Genomic DNA, 15,999 nt, shown 5'->3' on the forward strand with positions numbered 1-15,999 from the left:
CCCGTTCCGGATTCGCACGTTCCGGGTACGGCGGACGGCATGAACCCGATCGGCATCGTGCGGGACCGTCTTCTGGCTGCCCTGGCGGACCCGGCCGCCCTCGTGGACGCGCCGGGCCCCGGCGGGACCTGGCCGGACATCGACTACGCGGGCCGGGACGTGGCCGCCTGGGAGCCGTTCGAGCACCTGTGCCGGCTGGCGGGGCTCGCCCGCGACGTCCCCGCCGAGGCGTTACGCGCCCTCGACGCCTGGCTGGAGCTGGATCCTCAGTGCCCCAACTGGTGGTACAACCGGCTCGGCGCGCCGCGGCTGCTCGGTGACGCCGCCCTGCTGCTGCGCCCACACCTGTCCGCCGAGCAGAGCTCCCGCGTGGCGCACGTGCTGGAGCGGGCGGCCTGGGACCGGATGGCGGGCCAGAACCTGCTGTGGGCGGCGGAGGTCGCGATCCGCCGCGGCCTGCTGACGGGCGATCTCGGCGTCCTGGCCGACGCGTTCGGCCGCGTGGAGGGCACGCTGGCCGTCGGGGAAGGCGAGGGGATCCAGGCCGACCAGAGCTTCCACCAGCACGGCGCCCAGCTGTACTCCGGCGGCTACGGCCACGCCTTCGCCAGGGACGCCGCGGCGCTGGCCGCCCTGGCCGCGGGGACGCCGCTGGCCTTCTCCGGCCGGGCGCTCGCCGTACTCGCGGACTTCCTCCTGGACGGTCAGCGGTGGATGGTGCACGGCGGGCGGTATGACATCGCCTGCATGGGCCGCGAGAGCTCCCGGCAGGGCAACTCCGCGCAGGCGCGCGAGCTGGCCGCGGCCGCCCGCGCCCTGACCGACGCGCCCCGCCGGCGGGAGCTCGCCGACTTCGCCGACCGTCTGGACTCCGGGAAGCCGCTGGTCGCCGGTGCGCGCTACTTCTGGCGCTCCGACTACCTGGCGGTGCACCGTCCCGGCTGGTCGGCCGCGGTGAAGACGTCCTCCACCCGTACCGTGCTGTCCGAGGCCGGCAACGGTGAGGGGCTGAAGGGCCGGCACCTCTGCGACGGCTTCACGCCCCTGTGGCGGACCGGCCGCGAGCACGCCGAGCTGTGGCCGGTGTGGGACTGGCGGCACCTGCCGGGCACCACGGTCGTCTACCGGGCCGGCCCGCTGCCGGTGTCCTCCGGCTTCGACGAGGACACCGGGGGATCCGGCTTCTCGGGCGGCCTGTCCGACGGCGAGTACGGCCTGGCCGCCATGCACCTGCGACGGGACGGGCTCGAGGCCCGCAAGGCCTGGTTCTTCTTCGCCGACGAGTACGTCGCCCTGGGCGCCGGCATCAGCTGCGACGACGCGGGCGCGCCCGTGCACACCACGATCGACCAGAGCGCGCTGACGGGTCAGGTCGTCTGCGACACGGCCGTGGTCGCTCCGGGCGGCACCACCGTCTGCCCGGACGTACGCCGGATCCACCACGACGGCGTCACCTACGTCTTCCCCGAGCCGGCCACGGTGACCGTACGCGCGGGCCTGCGCCGGGGCAGCTGGGCGGAGCTCAACCATTCCCAGCCCGACGCCCCGCTCAGCGCCCCGATCCTCGAGCTCTGGATCGACCACGGCGTGCGGCCCGGCGACGCGTCCTACGCCTACTTCGCGGTCCCCGGCGAGGCCGGCGCCCCGGAGGCGATCAGCGTGCTCGCCAACACCCCGCGGCTGCAGGCGGTACGGCACGGCGCGCTCGGCGTCGTCCAGGCCGTCTTCCACGAACCCGGCGTGCTCCGCGTGCCCGGCGGCCCGGACATCACCGTGGACCGCCCGGCCCTGCTCCACCTCCGGGAGGCCGGCGACCACCTCGCCCTCTCGACCGCCGGCCCGTACGGGCACGGGCCCGCCGCCGTGGTCGGCATCCGTCACGGCTAGGGGAGCAGGGAGCGTCCCAGGTCGACGATGAAGCGGGCGAGCGCGGCCCGCCTGCGGAACAGGTCGTGCAGCTCGGGGGTGGGCTCCTGGCCCAGGAGCTCGAAGGGGATCGCGGTCCACGCGCTGCGCAGCACCAGCGCGGCGACGTAGCCGAAGGAGACCTCGCCGGGATCCGCGACGTCGGCCGTCGCGGCGGCGTACGCGGCCTCGATCGCCTCGTGGACGGCCGGCAGGTCCTCGGGGTCGAGCTCGCCGGTGTGCGCGCGGCCGACCAGGAGCTGGCCGAGGTCGAAGCCGACGGCCGCCGGGGACGGCGAGCCCCAGTCGACGGCCACGAACTCCGCCGATCCGTCGGCCGGGACCAGCAGGTTCATGGGGCCGGCGTCGCCGTGGACGTGGGTGTGCGGGAGGCGGTCCAGGGCGTCCAGCAGCGGGCCGATCCGGTCGGCGAGGGCCAGGAGGTCGGCTCGCAACAGGGGGTCGGCGTTCGCGGCGACGAGCGGGTGGCGCCACGTCGCCGGGTCCCGCAGGATCGGCAGGAACAGGCCGGCGACCGGAACCGCGCAGTAGTAGCGGAGGCTGCGGTTGAGCGGCTCGCGCGGCGCGGACGACCGGCCCGCCACGGGCCGCGCGGCGGCCAGGTCGCCCAGCAGGCGGGCGGCGGCACGGTAGCGGTCCAGGTCCCACGCGGAGGAAGTGACCGGCACGTCCTCCAGCCACATGACGAGCCGGTCGTCCCCCAGGTCGTCCAGCCGGTACATCCGGGGCAGCCGCAACCCGCTGGGAAGGGAAGGGCGGGCCAGGTAGACGTCCGCGTCGGCCCGCCAGGGGAAGTTCGCGAGCGCCTCGGCCCGCAACTCCTCGGGCATCTTCGCGAACCAGGCCGAGTGCTTGATCGTATGGATCGACTTGACGAAGAACGACCAGCTCACGCCGCCGGTCGTCGTGCCGCGCACGCGGTGGAGCGAGGCCGTCGACAACGACCCGGAACCGTGGTGAAGAAGCTCGACGTGCTGCTCGGCGATCTCGGCCAGCGGGTCGCCGAGGCTCGCGCGGACGAGGTCCGTCAGGCCGGTGGTCAGCGTCACGGTCATGGGTCTCAGCATGGCGGGTACGACGGCGCTCTCGCATGAGCATGGCCTACTCAAATACGCTTTCGCCGTGGCAGCCTCCTGGCCGTTCATCGGGCGTGCGACGCAACTCGCGGAGATCAGGTCCGCCTCCCGGGGCGTGGTCGTCGCCGGTCCGCCGGGGACGGGCAAGAGCCGCCTGGCGGCGCAGGCCGTACACGGTCTCGACGGGGTCGCCTGGGCGCGGGCCACCGCGGCCGCCGCGGAGATCCCACTGGGTGCCTTCGCCCCGCTGCTCCCCGCCACGCCGCCCGCCGGCAACCCGCTGGGCTGGGCGGCCGCCGCGCTGCGCGCGCCGGTGCTGGTGGTGGACGACGCCCACCTGCTCGACCCGGCCTCGGCCGCGCTCGTCCACCACCTCGTGACGCGGGGCGGCACCCGCGTGATCGCGACGCTCCGCAGCCGGACGCCCGTGCCGGACGCGGTCCTCGCCCTGTGGAAGGACGATCTGGTGCCGCGGCTGGAGCTGGAGCCGTTCTCCCTGGAGGAGACGGAGGCGGTCCTGGAGGCCGCTCTGGGCGGCCGGGTGGAGGCGGCGACCGTGGCCCGGCTGTGGCGCGCGAGCCAGGGCAACGTCCTCTACCTGCACGAGCTCGTGCTGTCCGGGATCCTCACCGAGGACGGGGACGTGTGGCGCTGGCGCGGGCCGCTGACGATCACGCCCACGCTGCGCGAGACCATCGCGGGCCGCATCGGCGAGCTGACCCCGCGGGAGCGGGAGGCGCTGGAGCTCCTGGCGTACGGCGAGCCGCTCGGCGCCGACCTGCTGGCCGTCCTCGGCTCCCTCGACGCCGTCCAGCACCTGGAGGACCGGCAGCTCGTCACCGTGCAGCCGGACGGCCGGCGGCTCCAGATACGGCTCGCGCACCCCCTGTACGGCGAGGTCATCAGGGACGGCTGCGGCGTGCTGCGCGCCCGCACGATGATGCGCCGGCTGGCCCAGGCGGTCACCGAGGCCGGGCTGCGACGGCGCGAGGACGTGCTCAGGGTGGCCGTCTGGCGGCTGGACAGCGGCCTGCCCGGCGATCCCGGGCTGCTGCTGGCAGGCTGCGAGCGCGCCAGGGTCGTGCGTGACCTGGAGCTGGCCGTACGGCTCGGACGCGCGGCGGTGGCCGCGGGCGGCGGGACGCCCGCGCTGGCCGCGCTGGGCACCGTGCTGTTCTACACCGACCGGCACACCGAGGCCGAGGACATGTACGCCACCGCCTGGGCGGCGGAGATGACCGAACGGGACAGGACCGACCTGGGCGTCCAGCGGGCACTGAACCTGACCGTCGGGCTCGGCGACGTCCCGCGGGCGCGCGCGGTCCTCGAGGAGACCACCCGGCTCGCCCGCGGCGACGGCGCGCGGCAGGGCATCCTGATCATGCGGGCCGTCCTCGCCGCGCTCACCGGCGACGTCGCCGCCGCCGAGGACCTGCTCGCGCGGACGCGGGACCTGGGCCCGCTCAGCCCGCACGGCGAACGCATGATCGGGGGGGCCGACGCCGCCGTCCTGCTGGCGCGGGGCCGGGCCGCGGAATGCCTGGCCCGCGTGGCGGAGGTCCGCGCCGGGCTCGCGAAGGAACCGGACGCCATGCGCAGCCTCTCCGCCGCCCTGATCGGCCACGCCGCCAACGCCGCGCTGCTGCTCGGCGACCTGGACACCGCCGAGCGGCTCGCCGACGAGGGATACGACCTGGGTGGCCGGTTCGGCAGCTGGACGCGGGCGGTCCTGGAGTTCGGCACGGCGAAGGCCCGTGTGCTGCGGCTGCGCGGCCGGCTCACCGACGCGCTCGCCTGGGCCCGCGACACGGTCGCGCGGCTGCCGGCCACCGGCGTACTGGCCGGAGCCTGTCTGGGCGAGCTCGCCCACACGTACGCGCTCGCCGGCGACCTGGCCGCGGCCGAGGAGGCCCTGGCGCGGGCGGAGGCCACGGGCATGCCGATCGGCCCGTACGTCGTCCTGCCTCTCCGCTTCGCCCGCGCGTGGACGCTGGCCGGTCGCGGCGACGCGGCCGGGGCCGTCGATCTCTGTCTGGAGACCGCCGAGAGCGCGCTGCCCTGCGACGTGCCGTTCGCGCTGCACGACGTCGTCCGGCTCGGCCGTCCCGACCTGGTCTCCGCCAGGCTCGCCGCGCTCGACGTGCGGAGCCCGCTGGTCGCGCTCTTCGCGCGGCACGCCGCCGCCCGCGACGGCGCGGAGCTCGACGCGGTCTCGGAGGGCTTCGAGCGGCTCGGCCTGCTGCTGTACGCGGCCGAGGCGGCGGCGCAGGCGGCCGCCCGCCACCGCGAGGCCGGGCTGTGGCGCGGCGCGCGGGCGGCGGAGACCCGGGCCTGGCGGCTCTCCCAGCGCTGCCAGGGCGCCCGCACGCTCGCCCTGATGGACCTCGACGTCCCCGGCCTGACGCCGAGGCAGCGCGAGATCGCGGTGCTGGCCGCCCAGGGGCTGACGAACCGTGAGATCGCCGAGCGGCTGGTCGTGTCCGTCCGCACCGTGGCCAACACACTGTACGCCGTCTACGACAAGACCGGCGTCAACGACCGCGCCGCCCTCGCCGCCCTCCTGATTCGCTGACTCATCTCCAACGGGGATGACAGTCATCGCCGATCATCGCCGTACGGGCTCTTCCCGTTGCCGTAGTCGTAGCCCGGCGAGCCCGGACCCCCGGTCCATAGCGTCTTCTCGTTGAACTGGATCTGCGCGGACGCCACGCCGGGTCAGGTCAAAGGTGGTGCTCACCCGTCCAAGATGCCTGACTAGAGCAGCATTTACGCCTGCGGTGCCATGGCATTACCCGCCACGGGTAAGTAAACATGTCGCGGGGAATGCGGCGGTGGCCATGCGTGCCATCCCGATAGCCAGGTCAAAAAGCCGAAAGATTACGTTACGCATCATCGGCGACTTCCTTGAGTCAGGTGAACTGGGTGCTATGGAGGCGATGACCCGATCTCGTGCGGGGAACCTCCCGCTCGAGCTCACCAGCTTCGTCGGTCGCAGGCAGGAAATAGCCGAGGGCAAGCGCCTGCTCGCGACCGGCCGGATGGTGACGCTCACCGGTGTGGGCGGGGTGGGCAAGACCCGGCTGGCGCTCCGGATCGCCGCGGAGATGTCGCGGGAGTTCCGTGACGGGATCTGGCTGATCGACCTGGCTCCGCTGACGGCCGGGGACCTCCTCGCGGACACGGTCGCCGGCGTCGTCGGATGCCCCCAGCCGGACCTGGCCTCGCTCGCCGAGTACCTGCATGACAAGCGGTCGCTGCTGGTGCTGGACAACTGCGAGCACCTGCTCAGCCAGTGCGCCGCCGTGGCCGGCGAACTGCTGGCGATGACCCCTGGCCTGAGCATCCTGGCCACGAGCCGGCAGGCGCTGCACCTCACGGGGGAGCGGATCCTCGAGGTTCCGCCGCTGACGGTGCCGGAGGCGGCCGAGGCGACGACGGACGACGCCCTGCAGAACGAGGCCGTGCGGCTGTTCGAGGATCGCGCCGCCTCCGTCGTGCACGACTTCCGGGTCACCGACGCCAACAGCGCGACGGTGGCGGAGCTGTGCCGGCGGCTGGAGGGCATCCCGCTGGCCATCGAGCTCGCCGCGGTGCGCGTGCAGGTCCTGTCCGTGGAGCAGATCCTCGAGCGCCTCGCCAACCGGTTCCGGCTGCTGACGACCGGGCCCACCACCGCGCCGCCGCGGCAGAAGACGCTGCGGGCGCTGCTGGACTGGAGCTATGACCTGTGCTCCGCCGAGGAACGGGCGCTGTGGGAGCGGTTGTCGGTCTTCTCCGGCGGCTGTTGCCTGGAAGCGATCGAACATGTGTGCTCGGGGGACGGGATCGCCCCCGAAAGCATGCTCGACGTGCTCGGCCGGCTGGTGGACAAGTCGATCGCGCAGCGCCGCGGGCGGGGCCGTTTCGGGATGCTGGACACCCTGCGCCAGTACGGACTGGAGCGGCTCGCCGCCGCCGGCCAGGACAGATCCCTCCGGGTGCGCCACCGCGACTGGTGCCGCGGGCTGGCCGCGCAGGCCGAGACCGAGTGGTTCGGCGAGCACCAGATGGAGTGGCTGGGCCGCCTCACCGAGGAGCAGGGGAACGTGCGGGCCGCGCTGGAGTTCTGCCTGAGCGAGCCGGGGGAGGCCTGGGCCGCGCTCGAGATCGCCGGCGCGATGTGGAGCCACCGGCTTTCGTGGAGCTCTCCGAGCGAAGGCCACCACTGGCTGGAGCGGGCGCTGGCCCAGGAGGCCGACGCCGGCAGCGTACGGGCCAAGGCCCTGTGGGTGGACGCGTGGCTCATGCTGCTCCGCGGAGAGGCGGAGGCCGCCAAGCCGCTGCTGGAAGAGTGCCGGGAGCTGGCGGCCCGGCTGGGCGACGAGGCCCAGCTCGCCGGCGCGGTCCACATCACGGGGTTCGCCACGTTGCTGGCCGGCGACTTCGGCCGGGCCTTCGAGCTCCTGGAGGAGGCCCTGGCCCGGCGGCGCGCCCTGGGCCATCGGGGCAACGCCTGGGTGGCGCTCTTCCAGCTGGCCATGACCGCCGTCCTCATGGGCGATCCGCGTTCCTCGAAGCTCTGCGAGGAGGTCCTGGAGACGGCCGAGCAGGCGAACGCCGAATGGTCGGTCTCGTACGGGCTGTGGGTCGTGGCTCTGGACCGGTGGCGGCAGGGCGCGTACCGGCCGGCGGTGAGCATGATGCGGGACGCCGTCCGGCTGAAGCTGCGCTGCAACGACCACCTGGGCCTCGCCCAGTGCCTGGAGGGGCTGGCCTGGATCCTGGCCGACGACGGGCAGCACGAGCAGGCCGCGCAGATGCTGGGCGCCGCCCACATGGTCTGGCGGTCGATCGGCACGTCACTGCCGGGGCTCGGTCATCTGGCGGGCCTGCACGACCGGTGCGAGTCCGCCGTCCGGCGGCACCTCAAGGAGGCGACGTTCAAGGCGGCCTTCGAACGCGGCTCGCAGTTCAGCCTCGACAAGGCCGCCGCGTGCGCGCTGGACGAGAAGCTCACCCGGCCCACGGAAGCCCTCCAGCCCGAGTCCGACGTCACCTCGATCCTCACCCGCAGAGAGCGGGAGATCGCCGAACTCGTCGCCCGGGGACTGAGCAACAAGCAGATCGCCGATGCCCTGGTCATCTCGCAGCGCACCGCCGAGTGCCATGTGGAGAACATCCTGCGCAAGCTGAACTTCACGTCCAGGTCGCAGGTGGCCAAGACGTGGACCGCGCGCCAGGCCGGTTGAGGCACCGTGATGACCAGGCCGGGATCGGCGAGCGTCCCCGATCCGCTCATCCGGATCAGGGGGCTGCGCAAGCACTTCGGCGGCATCCGCGCGCTGGACGGCGTGGATCTCGAGCTCCACCGCGGCGACATCCTGGCCCTGCTCGGCGCGAACGGCGCCGGCAAGTCGACGCTGATCAAGATCCTGTCCGGAATCCACCGGGCCGACGGGGGAGAGGTGACCGTGGCCGGCCACCCGCTGGGCAGCCGGGCCGCCGCCGCTCGCATGGCGTTCATCCACCAGGACCTCGGCCTCGTGGAGTGGATGACCGTCGCGGAGAACGTCGCACTCGGCGCCGGATACGCCCGGCGCGGCGGCCTCATATCCTGGCGCGCGGTGGACGACCGCTGCCTGGACGCGCTCCGGATCGTCGCCTGTCACCTCGACCCGGACGAGCCGGTCGCTCACCTGACGCGCGCGGAGCGCTCCCTCGTGGCCATCGCTCGCGCGCTGGCCACAGACGCGAGGATCGTCGTGCTGGACGAGCCGACCGCCTCCCTGCCCCTCGCCGAACGCGGCCGGCTCTTCGACGTCCTGTGCACGCTCCGTGACCGCGGCCACGGCATCCTCTACGTCACCCATCGGCTCGACGAGGTCTACCGGGTCGCCGACCGGGTCGCCGTCCTGCGCGACGGCCGCCTCGTCAGCCAGGGCCCGCTCGCCGGCCGCGATCCGGCCGGCCTCGTACGCGACATCGTCGGACAGGAGGGCAGCCGCCACCCGCGCCACGTCCGCAGGCCACGGGAGGTACTCCTCCGCCTGGAGGACGTGCGCACCAGCCAGGCCGGTCCCGTCGGATTCGTCCTGCGGGGCGGCGAGGCGCTCGGCCTCGTCGGGCTCGCGGGCGCCGGGCACTGGGAGATCGGGCGCGTGCTGGCCGGCGCGCGCCCCATGCTGTCGGGCCGCGTGCTGCTCGGCGGCCGCCCGTACCGGCCGGCCTCGATCTCGGCCGCCGTCGGCGCGGGCGTCGGCCTCGTCACCGGCAACCGGCACGAGGAAGGGGCCGCGGAGAACCTGAGCGTACGGGAGAACCTCCTGGCCAACCCCGGGACGCGCGGCCGATCGCCGCTGAGCCCGCTGAGCCCGCGTCGTGAGCGCGCCGAGACGGCCGAGCTCATGACGCGCCTGCACGTCCGCCCCGTCGACACGGAGGCGTCCTTCGGCGATCTGTCAGGCGGGAACCAGCAGAAGATGCTGATCGGACGGTCGCTCACGGCCCGCCCCCGTCTCCTGGTCCTCGAGGAGCCCACGGCCGGCGTCGACGTGGGCGCCAAGGCCGAGATCCAGCGGCTGCTCGACGAGGCCCTGGCGACCGGGATGGCCGCGCTCCTGGTCTCGGCCGACTTCGAGGAAGTCGTGAACCTGTGCGACCGCGCCCTGGTGTTCGCGCGGGGAGCGGTGACCGCCGAGCTGGGCGGCGCCGCCCTCACCGCCTCCGCCCTCGCCCGCGCGGCCACGGCCTACGGGACCGGCCGTTGCTGATCAACGATCCCGCGCGCCGGCGACGGCTCTCCGCCGACCGGCTGATCGGCGGCTACGGACTGCTCGTGCTGGCCGTCGTCCTGTTCGCCGTGTTCACGCTCGCGCTGCCGGACACGTTCCCCACCATGGCCAACCTGACGGCCATCGTCTCCGCCTATTCGATCATCGCGATCCTGGCGCTGGGCGCGATGATCCCCATCGTCACGGGGCACTTCGACCTGTCCATCGGGTACGGACTGGGGCTGGGGCATGTCATGACGCTGCTCCTCGTCGTGAACGCCGGATGGCCGTGGCCGCAGACCTGCCTGACCGTGCTCGCCGGCGGAGTCGTGGTCGGCATGGCCAACGGCCTGCTCGTGGAGCTGGTCCGCATCGACTCGTTCGTCGCGACGCTCGGCACCGGCAGCGTCCTGTACGCGATCACGGGCTGGGTGACCCACGGCGCCCGGATCTTCCCGGGCCCTCGTGGCCTGCCGGAGGGCCTGACCGGCCTGTACGAGTCGAGGCTGCTCAACGTGCCCCTGCCCGCCTTCTACGTCCTCGCCCTGGCCGCCGCGCTCTGGCTCATGCTGGAACGGCTCGCCGTGGGCCGCTACCTCTACGTCATCGGCTCGAACCCGCGAGCGGCGGAACTGGTCGGGATCCCGATCCGCCACTACGTCATCCTCGCCTTCGCGATCTCCGGCCTGGTGACCGGCTTCGCCGGGATCCTGCTCGCCGCCCAGCAGCAGATCGGCAACCCGAGCGTCGGGCTGGACTACCTGCTGCCGGCGTTCGTGGCCGCCCTGCTCGGCTCCACCACGATCAAGCCCGGGCGGCCGAACCCGTGGGGCACGGTCGTCGCCGTCGCGGTCCTGGCCATCGGACTGTCCGGCATCAGCCAGCTGGGAGCCGACTTCTGGGTGACCCCCCTGTTCAACGGCATCACCCTGCTGATCGCGGTCGGGCTGGCCGGCTACTCCGCGCGGCGGCGGGCGCACGCCCGCGACCGGTGAGGAGCCGGACATGAACCTCCTCCGGGCCGGAGCGGCGCTGGCGCTGGCCGCCGTGCTCGCGGGCGGCTGCTCGCGCGGCCCGGAGTATCCCGCCCCCGGCCGGACACCCTCAGCGAGCCCGTGCCCCGGTGTGGTCCGCACCGCGGCGCGGGAGGTCGCGCGGGCCGAAGCGGTGGACGTCCCCTGGACCGGTCCCACGAGCGGGCCGCGGGCCGTTCCCGGCAAGAGCGTCGTCTTCGTCGCGTCGACCATGACCAACCCCGGAGTGGCCGGCGCCGCCGGCGGGGTACGGGACGCCGCTCGGTCCGTACGGTGGGGCTTCCGCGTGATCGACGGGCAGGGCACGCCTGCCGGGATACGGGCGGCCCTGGGCCAGGCGATCGCGCTCCGGCCGTCGGGGATCGTCATCGGCGGGTTCGACCCCGGCTCCGTGGCCCAGCAGGTCAGGCAGGCCGACGCCGCCGGCATCCCGCTCGTGGGCTGGCACGCGACCAGGTCGCCCGGTCCCAGCGCGCGTCCCAAGCTGTTCACCAACGTCACGAGCAGGGTGGAGGACGTCGCGAGGATCAGCGCGTACTGGATCATCTCCAGGTCGAACGGCGACGCCGGCGTCGTGATCTTCACCGACTCCTCGATCCCGTTCGCGGAGAACAAGTCCCGGCTCATCAAGAAGACCCTGCTGAGCTGCTCCGGCGTCAAGCTCCTCTCCTACGAGAACATCCCGCTCCCCGACGCGGGCAGCCGCATGCCGCAGGCGGTCTCGTCCCTGCTGGCACGGTTCGCCGACCGCTGGACGCACTCGGTCGCCATCAACGACCTCTACCTGGCCGACGCCGCTCCGGCGCTGCGCGACGCCGGCCGGCCAGGCGGCGGGCCTCCCTACTCGATCGGCGCGGGGGACGGCGATCCGTCGGCGTTCGAGCGCATCCGCGACCGCCAGTTCCAGCAGGCGACCGTGCCCGAGCCGTTGAACGCGCAGGGCAGCCAGATCGTCGACGAGCTGAACCGCGCGTTCGCCGGTCGCCCGCCGAGCGGCTACGTGTCGCCGGTGCACCTGACCACGACGGCGAACGTGGACGGCGCCACGTCATGGGATCCGCGCGGCTACCGCGAGGCCTACCTGCGGATCTGGCGAGGAGGCTAGAGCGGGTCTCAGGATGCCGGGCGGGCCCGAGCGGGCCGGACCGCGTACATGACGGCGCGGCCGGTGCCGAGCCGCACCCCTTGGCGGAAGGCGGACGTGAACGCCGCTCTCCCGAGAGCGCGGCGGGCCTGGTCCGCGCACCGTACGTGCGAAGAAGCGTGATAGCACAGCCGCTCGGGCGAGGCGCCCGCCGCCTGCCACAGCGCGTGCGCCGCCCCCAGCAGCTCGGCGGCCCTCTCATGCTCCTGCCGGACGCCGGCGCACCAGGCCAGCACCTCCAGGCACTGGACGAGACACCACCGGTCGTCGCTCGCCCCGGCGAACTCCGTGGCCGCCGTCACCAGGGCCTCGGCGCGCGCGCAGTCGCCCAGGTTCCACCACGCCATGCCGAGGACCAGCTGGGCGTACGAGCGGGACACCAGGGAGTGATGGGACTCGCACAGCTCGAGGAGCTCCTCGCCGAACTCCACGGCCTGGCCGGGGTCCTCGCTCGAGCCGTACGCGGCCGCGAAGTAGAGGCTGAACAGGACCCCGTCCATGTCGTCCAGGGCCCGGTGGAGGGCGATGGACTCCCGCAGCAGCGCGAGACCGCGCCGGCCCTCGCCGCTGGAGAAGGCCGCCACCCCAGCGGTCCGTACGGCGTACGGCAAGATGTCCTCGTTCCCCGGCCGCCGGGCGATCGTGTGGCACTCCTCCAGCAGCGGCAGTGCCGCCTCGGCGTCGCCCTGGCGCAGGGCGAGCATGCTGTCCACCCACAGCGCCGTCGCCCGGGCCCGGCCGGCCTCCGGCACCACGTCCAGGCCGCGTTCGAGCCAGTAGCGGCCCTCGGTGAGCGCGCCGGAGAGCAGCCAGTAGCACCACATCGCCGAGGCGGTCTCCAGCCCGGCGGAGGCCAGCGGCGGCTCGCTCAGGCACGTCTCGAGGGCCCCGCGTACGTTCGGCAGCTCCTGCCGCAGCACCCGGTACCGCTCCAGCTGGTCGGGGACCAGCTGGTCGATCCGGTGCGCCTCCGCCAGTTCCCGGTAATGGCCGACGAAACGCCCGCGCATCAGCCGCCGCTCGGAGGGCGTCAGCTGTTCGGAGCCGTACGCGCGCAGGCTCTCCGGCATGCGGAAGCCGCTCTCGTCCCGGGCCAGGACCGACTTGTCCACCAGCCCGGCCAGGAGGTCGAGCACCTCGAGCCGCTCGATGCCCGCGCCGGAGCAGACGTCCTCGGCGGTGTCCAGATCGGCCCCGCCGGGGAACATCGACAGCCGCGCCCACAGCCGCTGCTCCTCGGCCGAGCAGAGCTGGTAGCTCCAGTCCATGGTCGCGCGCAGCGTCTGGTGGCGCGGCAACGCGGTGGGGGCGCCGGTGGCCAGCACGTCGAAGCGCTTGTCCAGCTCGTCCGCCAGCCGCTCCAGCGACAGGGTACGCAGCCGCGCCGCGGCCAGCTCGATCGCCAGCGGAAGCCCCTCGAGGCGCCGCACCAGCCGCACCACGCGCTCCACGTTTCCCGCGTCCAGCGCGAAGTCCGGCACGACCTTCGCCGCGCGCTCCAGGAACAGGCGGACCGCGGCGTGCCGGGCGACCTCCCGGACGGTGCGGCCGGTGCCCGGCGCCTCCAGCCGGTCGTCCGGGGCGCGGCCGGTCTCCGGGGCCATGGGGCCGGGACCGGGGCCGGGAACGGGCAGCGGCGGGACCTTCAGCACCTGCTCGCCGTACACGCCCAGGCTCTGCCTGCTGGTCACCAGGACCTGCACATGGGGCGCGGTCCGCAGCAGCCGGTCCACGAAGCGGGCGCAGACCTCGCCCATGTGCTCGCAGCTGTCCAGGACCAGCAGCATGCGCTTGGCCGACAGGAAGTCCACCAGCACGCCCGTGAGGTCGGGGCTCGCGTCCTGCAGGCCCAGGGCCGCGGCGACCGCGGGCTCCAGCAGGTCGCCGGTCTCCAGGGGGCCGAGCTCGACCACCTCGACGCCGTCCCGGTACTTGTCCCGCAGGAGCTCGGCCATCCTGAACGCCAGCCGGGTCTTGCCGACCCCGCCCGTGCCGGTCAAGGTGAGCAGCCGCGCCTTCGACAGCGCCTTTCGCGCCACGGACAGCTCGTGTGTCCGCCCGACAAACGTTGATTTATCCATCAAAAGCGTCATAAGGAGCCCCCGGAAAGGCGATCCCCCTGGTCGCCGGCCCAGGCCGCGGGTCGAACCCGAGCGTGCACAGCATTCACCACCCAGGTTATTCCGTGGACCGTGATCCGGCTTGCCGCCGCTGCCCCTCCGGGCGGCGGCCGAGGACCCGGCCGGCAGCCGAGCGATCGCCGCCTAGAGACCGGTATCTATCAACTGGCCCGAATATCTTGTCGAACCCCTAGAGTGCGGCCTAGTCTCTGGGAGACAACGTTTTCTATCTCTCCGGCCGAAGGCAACACCTCCCGAGGAGAGGTTCATGTCCCCACGCGATCCCCTCGTCAGCCGCCGTACCGCGCTCAAGACCGCGTTCGACACCGTGCTCGCCGCCGGCGCGGGCGCGGCCGTGCTCGCCCGCGCCGAACCCGCCGCCGCTGCCGGCCACCCCGGTCTGCTGCACACCCAGGCCGACTTCGACCGCATGCGGTCCATGGTCAACGCCGGAGCCCAGCCCTGGAAGGCAGGCTGGGACAGGCTCGTGGCCAACTCCCACTCCCAGAGCACCTGGACGCCCAACCCGCAGGCGACGATCATCCGCGGCGGCGACGGGCAGAACTACGGCATCCTCTACAACGACATCCACGCCGCCTACCAGAACGCGCTGCGCTGGAAGGTCAGCGGCAGCACCGCGCACGGCGACAAGGCACGTGACATCCTCAACGTCTGGTCAGGCACGCTCACCACGGTCGCCGGCAACGCCGACCGGTTCCTCGCCGCGGGCATCTACGGTTACCAGTTCGCCAACGTCGGCGAGATCATGCGCGGTTACGGCGGATTCGACCTGGCCCGCTTCCAGCGGATGATGCTCAACGTCTTCCTCCCGCTCAACGAGAGCTTCCTCACCAACCACAACGACGCCTGCATCACCAACTACTGGGCCAACTGGGATCTGTGCACCATGAACTCGATCCTGGCCATCGGCGTGCTCTGCGACCGCCAGGACCTCATCGACCGGGCCGTCACGTACTTCAAGACCGGCGCGGGCAACGGCTCGATCATGCACGCCATCCCGTTCGTGCACAGCGGCGGGCTCGCGCAGTGGCAGGAGAGCGGGCGCGACCAGGGCCACACCATGATGGGCGTCGGCCAGATGGGCGCCTTCTGCGAGATGGCCTGGAACCAGGGCATCGACCTGTACGGTTACGACGGCAACCGGTTCGCCAAGGCGTGCGAGTACATCGCCAAGTACAACCTGGGCGAGGACGTCCCGTTCACCGCCTACACCTGGGGCACCGGCCAGAACTGCGCCCAGCAGACGCAGACCGTGATCTCCTCGGCGAGCCGCGGCGAGGTGCGCCCCGTCTGGGAGACCGTCTACCACCACTACGCGATCAGGCGCGGCCTGCCCATGCCGTACTCGGCCGCGTTCGTCGCCCAGGTGCGGCCGGAGGGCGGCGGCGGTGACTACGGGCCCAACAGCGGCGGCTTCGACCAGCTCGGCTTCGGCACGCTCACGCACGCCAGGGTCCCCGGCACCGCCACCCTCCCGACGGGGACGACCAGGTCGCTGCGCTCGGTGAACTACCCCGCCCGCTACATCAGGCACCAGAACAACCTCGGCTACCTGCACGAGGTGAGCGCCTCCAGCGACGCCCAGACGCGGCAGGACGCCACGTTCACGATCGTGGCGGGCCTCGCCGCGCCGAACGGCTACTCCCTGCGCGCCGCCAACGGGCAGTATCTGCGCCACTCCGGATGGCGGGTGCGACTGGCCGCCGACGACGGGACGGCGCTGTTCAAGGCCGACGCCACCTTCTACGCCGTCCCCGGCACCGCGAGCGGCTCGGTGCGGCTCGAATCGAGCAACTATCCCGGCCGCTTCCTGCGGCACCGCAACTACGAGCTCTGGGTGGACGCCTACGACGGCACCGCCGGGTTCCGCGACGACAGCTCCTTCACGGCCGTCACCGCGTGGGCCTGAACTCCGCGACGGACCGGCGC

9 protein-coding genes are annotated in these 15,999 nt (G+C 73.2%); 7 read left to right on the forward strand and 2 right to left on the reverse strand.

Annotated features, from left to right (window positions below):
• The first annotated feature begins 39 nt into the window (after positions 1–39).
• Positions 40–1,887 (forward strand): polysaccharide lyase family 8 super-sandwich domain-containing protein, encoded by a 1,848-nt coding sequence (locus ABD830_RS28850; RefSeq protein ID WP_344993997.1) that lies wholly within the window; start codon positions 40–42, stop codon positions 1,885–1,887.
• Here the strand turns inward: ABD830_RS28850 and ABD830_RS28855 are convergent.
• Entirely contained in the window at positions 1,884–2,981 is a 1,098-nt protein-coding gene (locus ABD830_RS28855) for a hypothetical protein (RefSeq protein WP_344994000.1), read from the reverse strand. The genes ABD830_RS28850 and ABD830_RS28855 overlap by 4 nt on opposite strands.
• A gap of 67 nt (positions 2,982–3,048) precedes the next feature.
• On the opposite strand from ABD830_RS28855, the gene ABD830_RS28860 reads away from it, so the two are divergent.
• From ABD830_RS28860 to ABD830_RS28880, 5 genes are all read left to right on the forward strand, one after another.
• Positions 3,049–5,574: a LuxR C-terminal-related transcriptional regulator gene (locus tag ABD830_RS28860; protein WP_344994003.1), complete on the forward strand. Its 2,526-nt coding sequence runs from the start codon at positions 3,049–3,051 to the stop codon at positions 5,572–5,574.
• A 364-nt stretch (positions 5,575–5,938) separates the two neighbouring features.
• Entirely contained in the window at positions 5,939–8,230 is a 2,292-nt protein-coding gene (locus tag ABD830_RS28865) for a LuxR C-terminal-related transcriptional regulator (protein ID WP_344994006.1), read from the forward strand.
• A 9-nt stretch (positions 8,231–8,239) separates the two neighbouring features.
• Entirely contained in the window at positions 8,240–9,751 is a 1,512-nt protein-coding gene (locus ABD830_RS28870) for a sugar ABC transporter ATP-binding protein (RefSeq protein ID WP_344994009.1), read from the forward strand.
• Positions 9,745–10,746 carry an ABC transporter permease gene (locus ABD830_RS28875; RefSeq protein ID WP_344994011.1) on the forward strand — a complete coding sequence of 334 codons (1,002 nt, stop codon included), beginning with the start codon at positions 9,745–9,747 and terminating at the stop codon, positions 10,744–10,746. Before ABD830_RS28870 ends, ABD830_RS28875 begins: the two co-directional genes overlap by 7 nt.
• Positions 10,747–10,756: 10 nt before the next feature.
• Positions 10,757–11,890, forward strand: coding sequence for a substrate-binding domain-containing protein (locus tag ABD830_RS28880; protein ID WP_344994013.1), 1,134 nt, complete (start codon positions 10,757–10,759; stop codon positions 11,888–11,890).
• An 8-nt stretch (positions 11,891–11,898) separates the two neighbouring features.
• On the opposite strand, the gene ABD830_RS28885 is transcribed toward ABD830_RS28880, so the two are convergent.
• Positions 11,899–13,968, reverse strand: a complete 2,070-nt coding sequence (locus ABD830_RS28885) for an ATP-binding protein (RefSeq protein WP_344994015.1) — start codon at positions 13,966–13,968, stop codon at positions 11,899–11,901.
• Positions 13,969–14,317: 349 nt separating this feature from the next.
• Here ABD830_RS28885 and ABD830_RS28890 point away from each other — a divergent pair, with 349 nt between their 5' ends.
• A complete protein-coding gene (locus tag ABD830_RS28890; RefSeq protein ID WP_344994017.1) occupies positions 14,318–15,979 on the forward strand; it encodes an AbfB domain-containing protein in 1,662 nt (553 codons plus the stop codon).
• Positions 15,980–15,999 lie beyond the last annotated feature (20 nt).

The sequence above is a fragment of the Nonomuraea helvata genome (assembly GCF_039535785.1).
Taxonomy (GTDB): Bacteria; Actinomycetota; Actinomycetes; order Streptosporangiales; family Streptosporangiaceae; genus Nonomuraea; species Nonomuraea helvata.

Bases quoted from the DNA above. Each gene is read 5' to 3' on its own strand.
- ABD830_RS28880 (WP_344994013.1), top strand. From the start codon at position 10,757: ATGAACCTCCTCCGGGCCGGAGCGGCGCTGGCGCTGGCCGCCGTGCTC.
- ABD830_RS28850 (WP_344993997.1), top strand. From the start codon at position 40: ATGAACCCGATCGGCATCGTGCGGGACCGTCTTCTGGCTGCCCTGGCG.
- ABD830_RS28865 (WP_344994006.1), top strand. From the start codon at position 5,939: ATGACCCGATCTCGTGCGGGGAACCTCCCGCTCGAGCTCACCAGCTTC.
- ABD830_RS28890 (WP_344994017.1), top strand. From the start codon at position 14,318: ATGTCCCCACGCGATCCCCTCGTCAGCCGCCGTACCGCGCTCAAGACC.
- ABD830_RS28870 (WP_344994009.1), top strand. From the start codon at position 8,240: ATGACCAGGCCGGGATCGGCGAGCGTCCCCGATCCGCTCATCCGGATC.
- ABD830_RS28855 (WP_344994000.1), bottom strand. From the start codon at position 2,981: ATGACCGTGACGCTGACCACCGGCCTGACGGACCTCGTCCGCGCGAGC.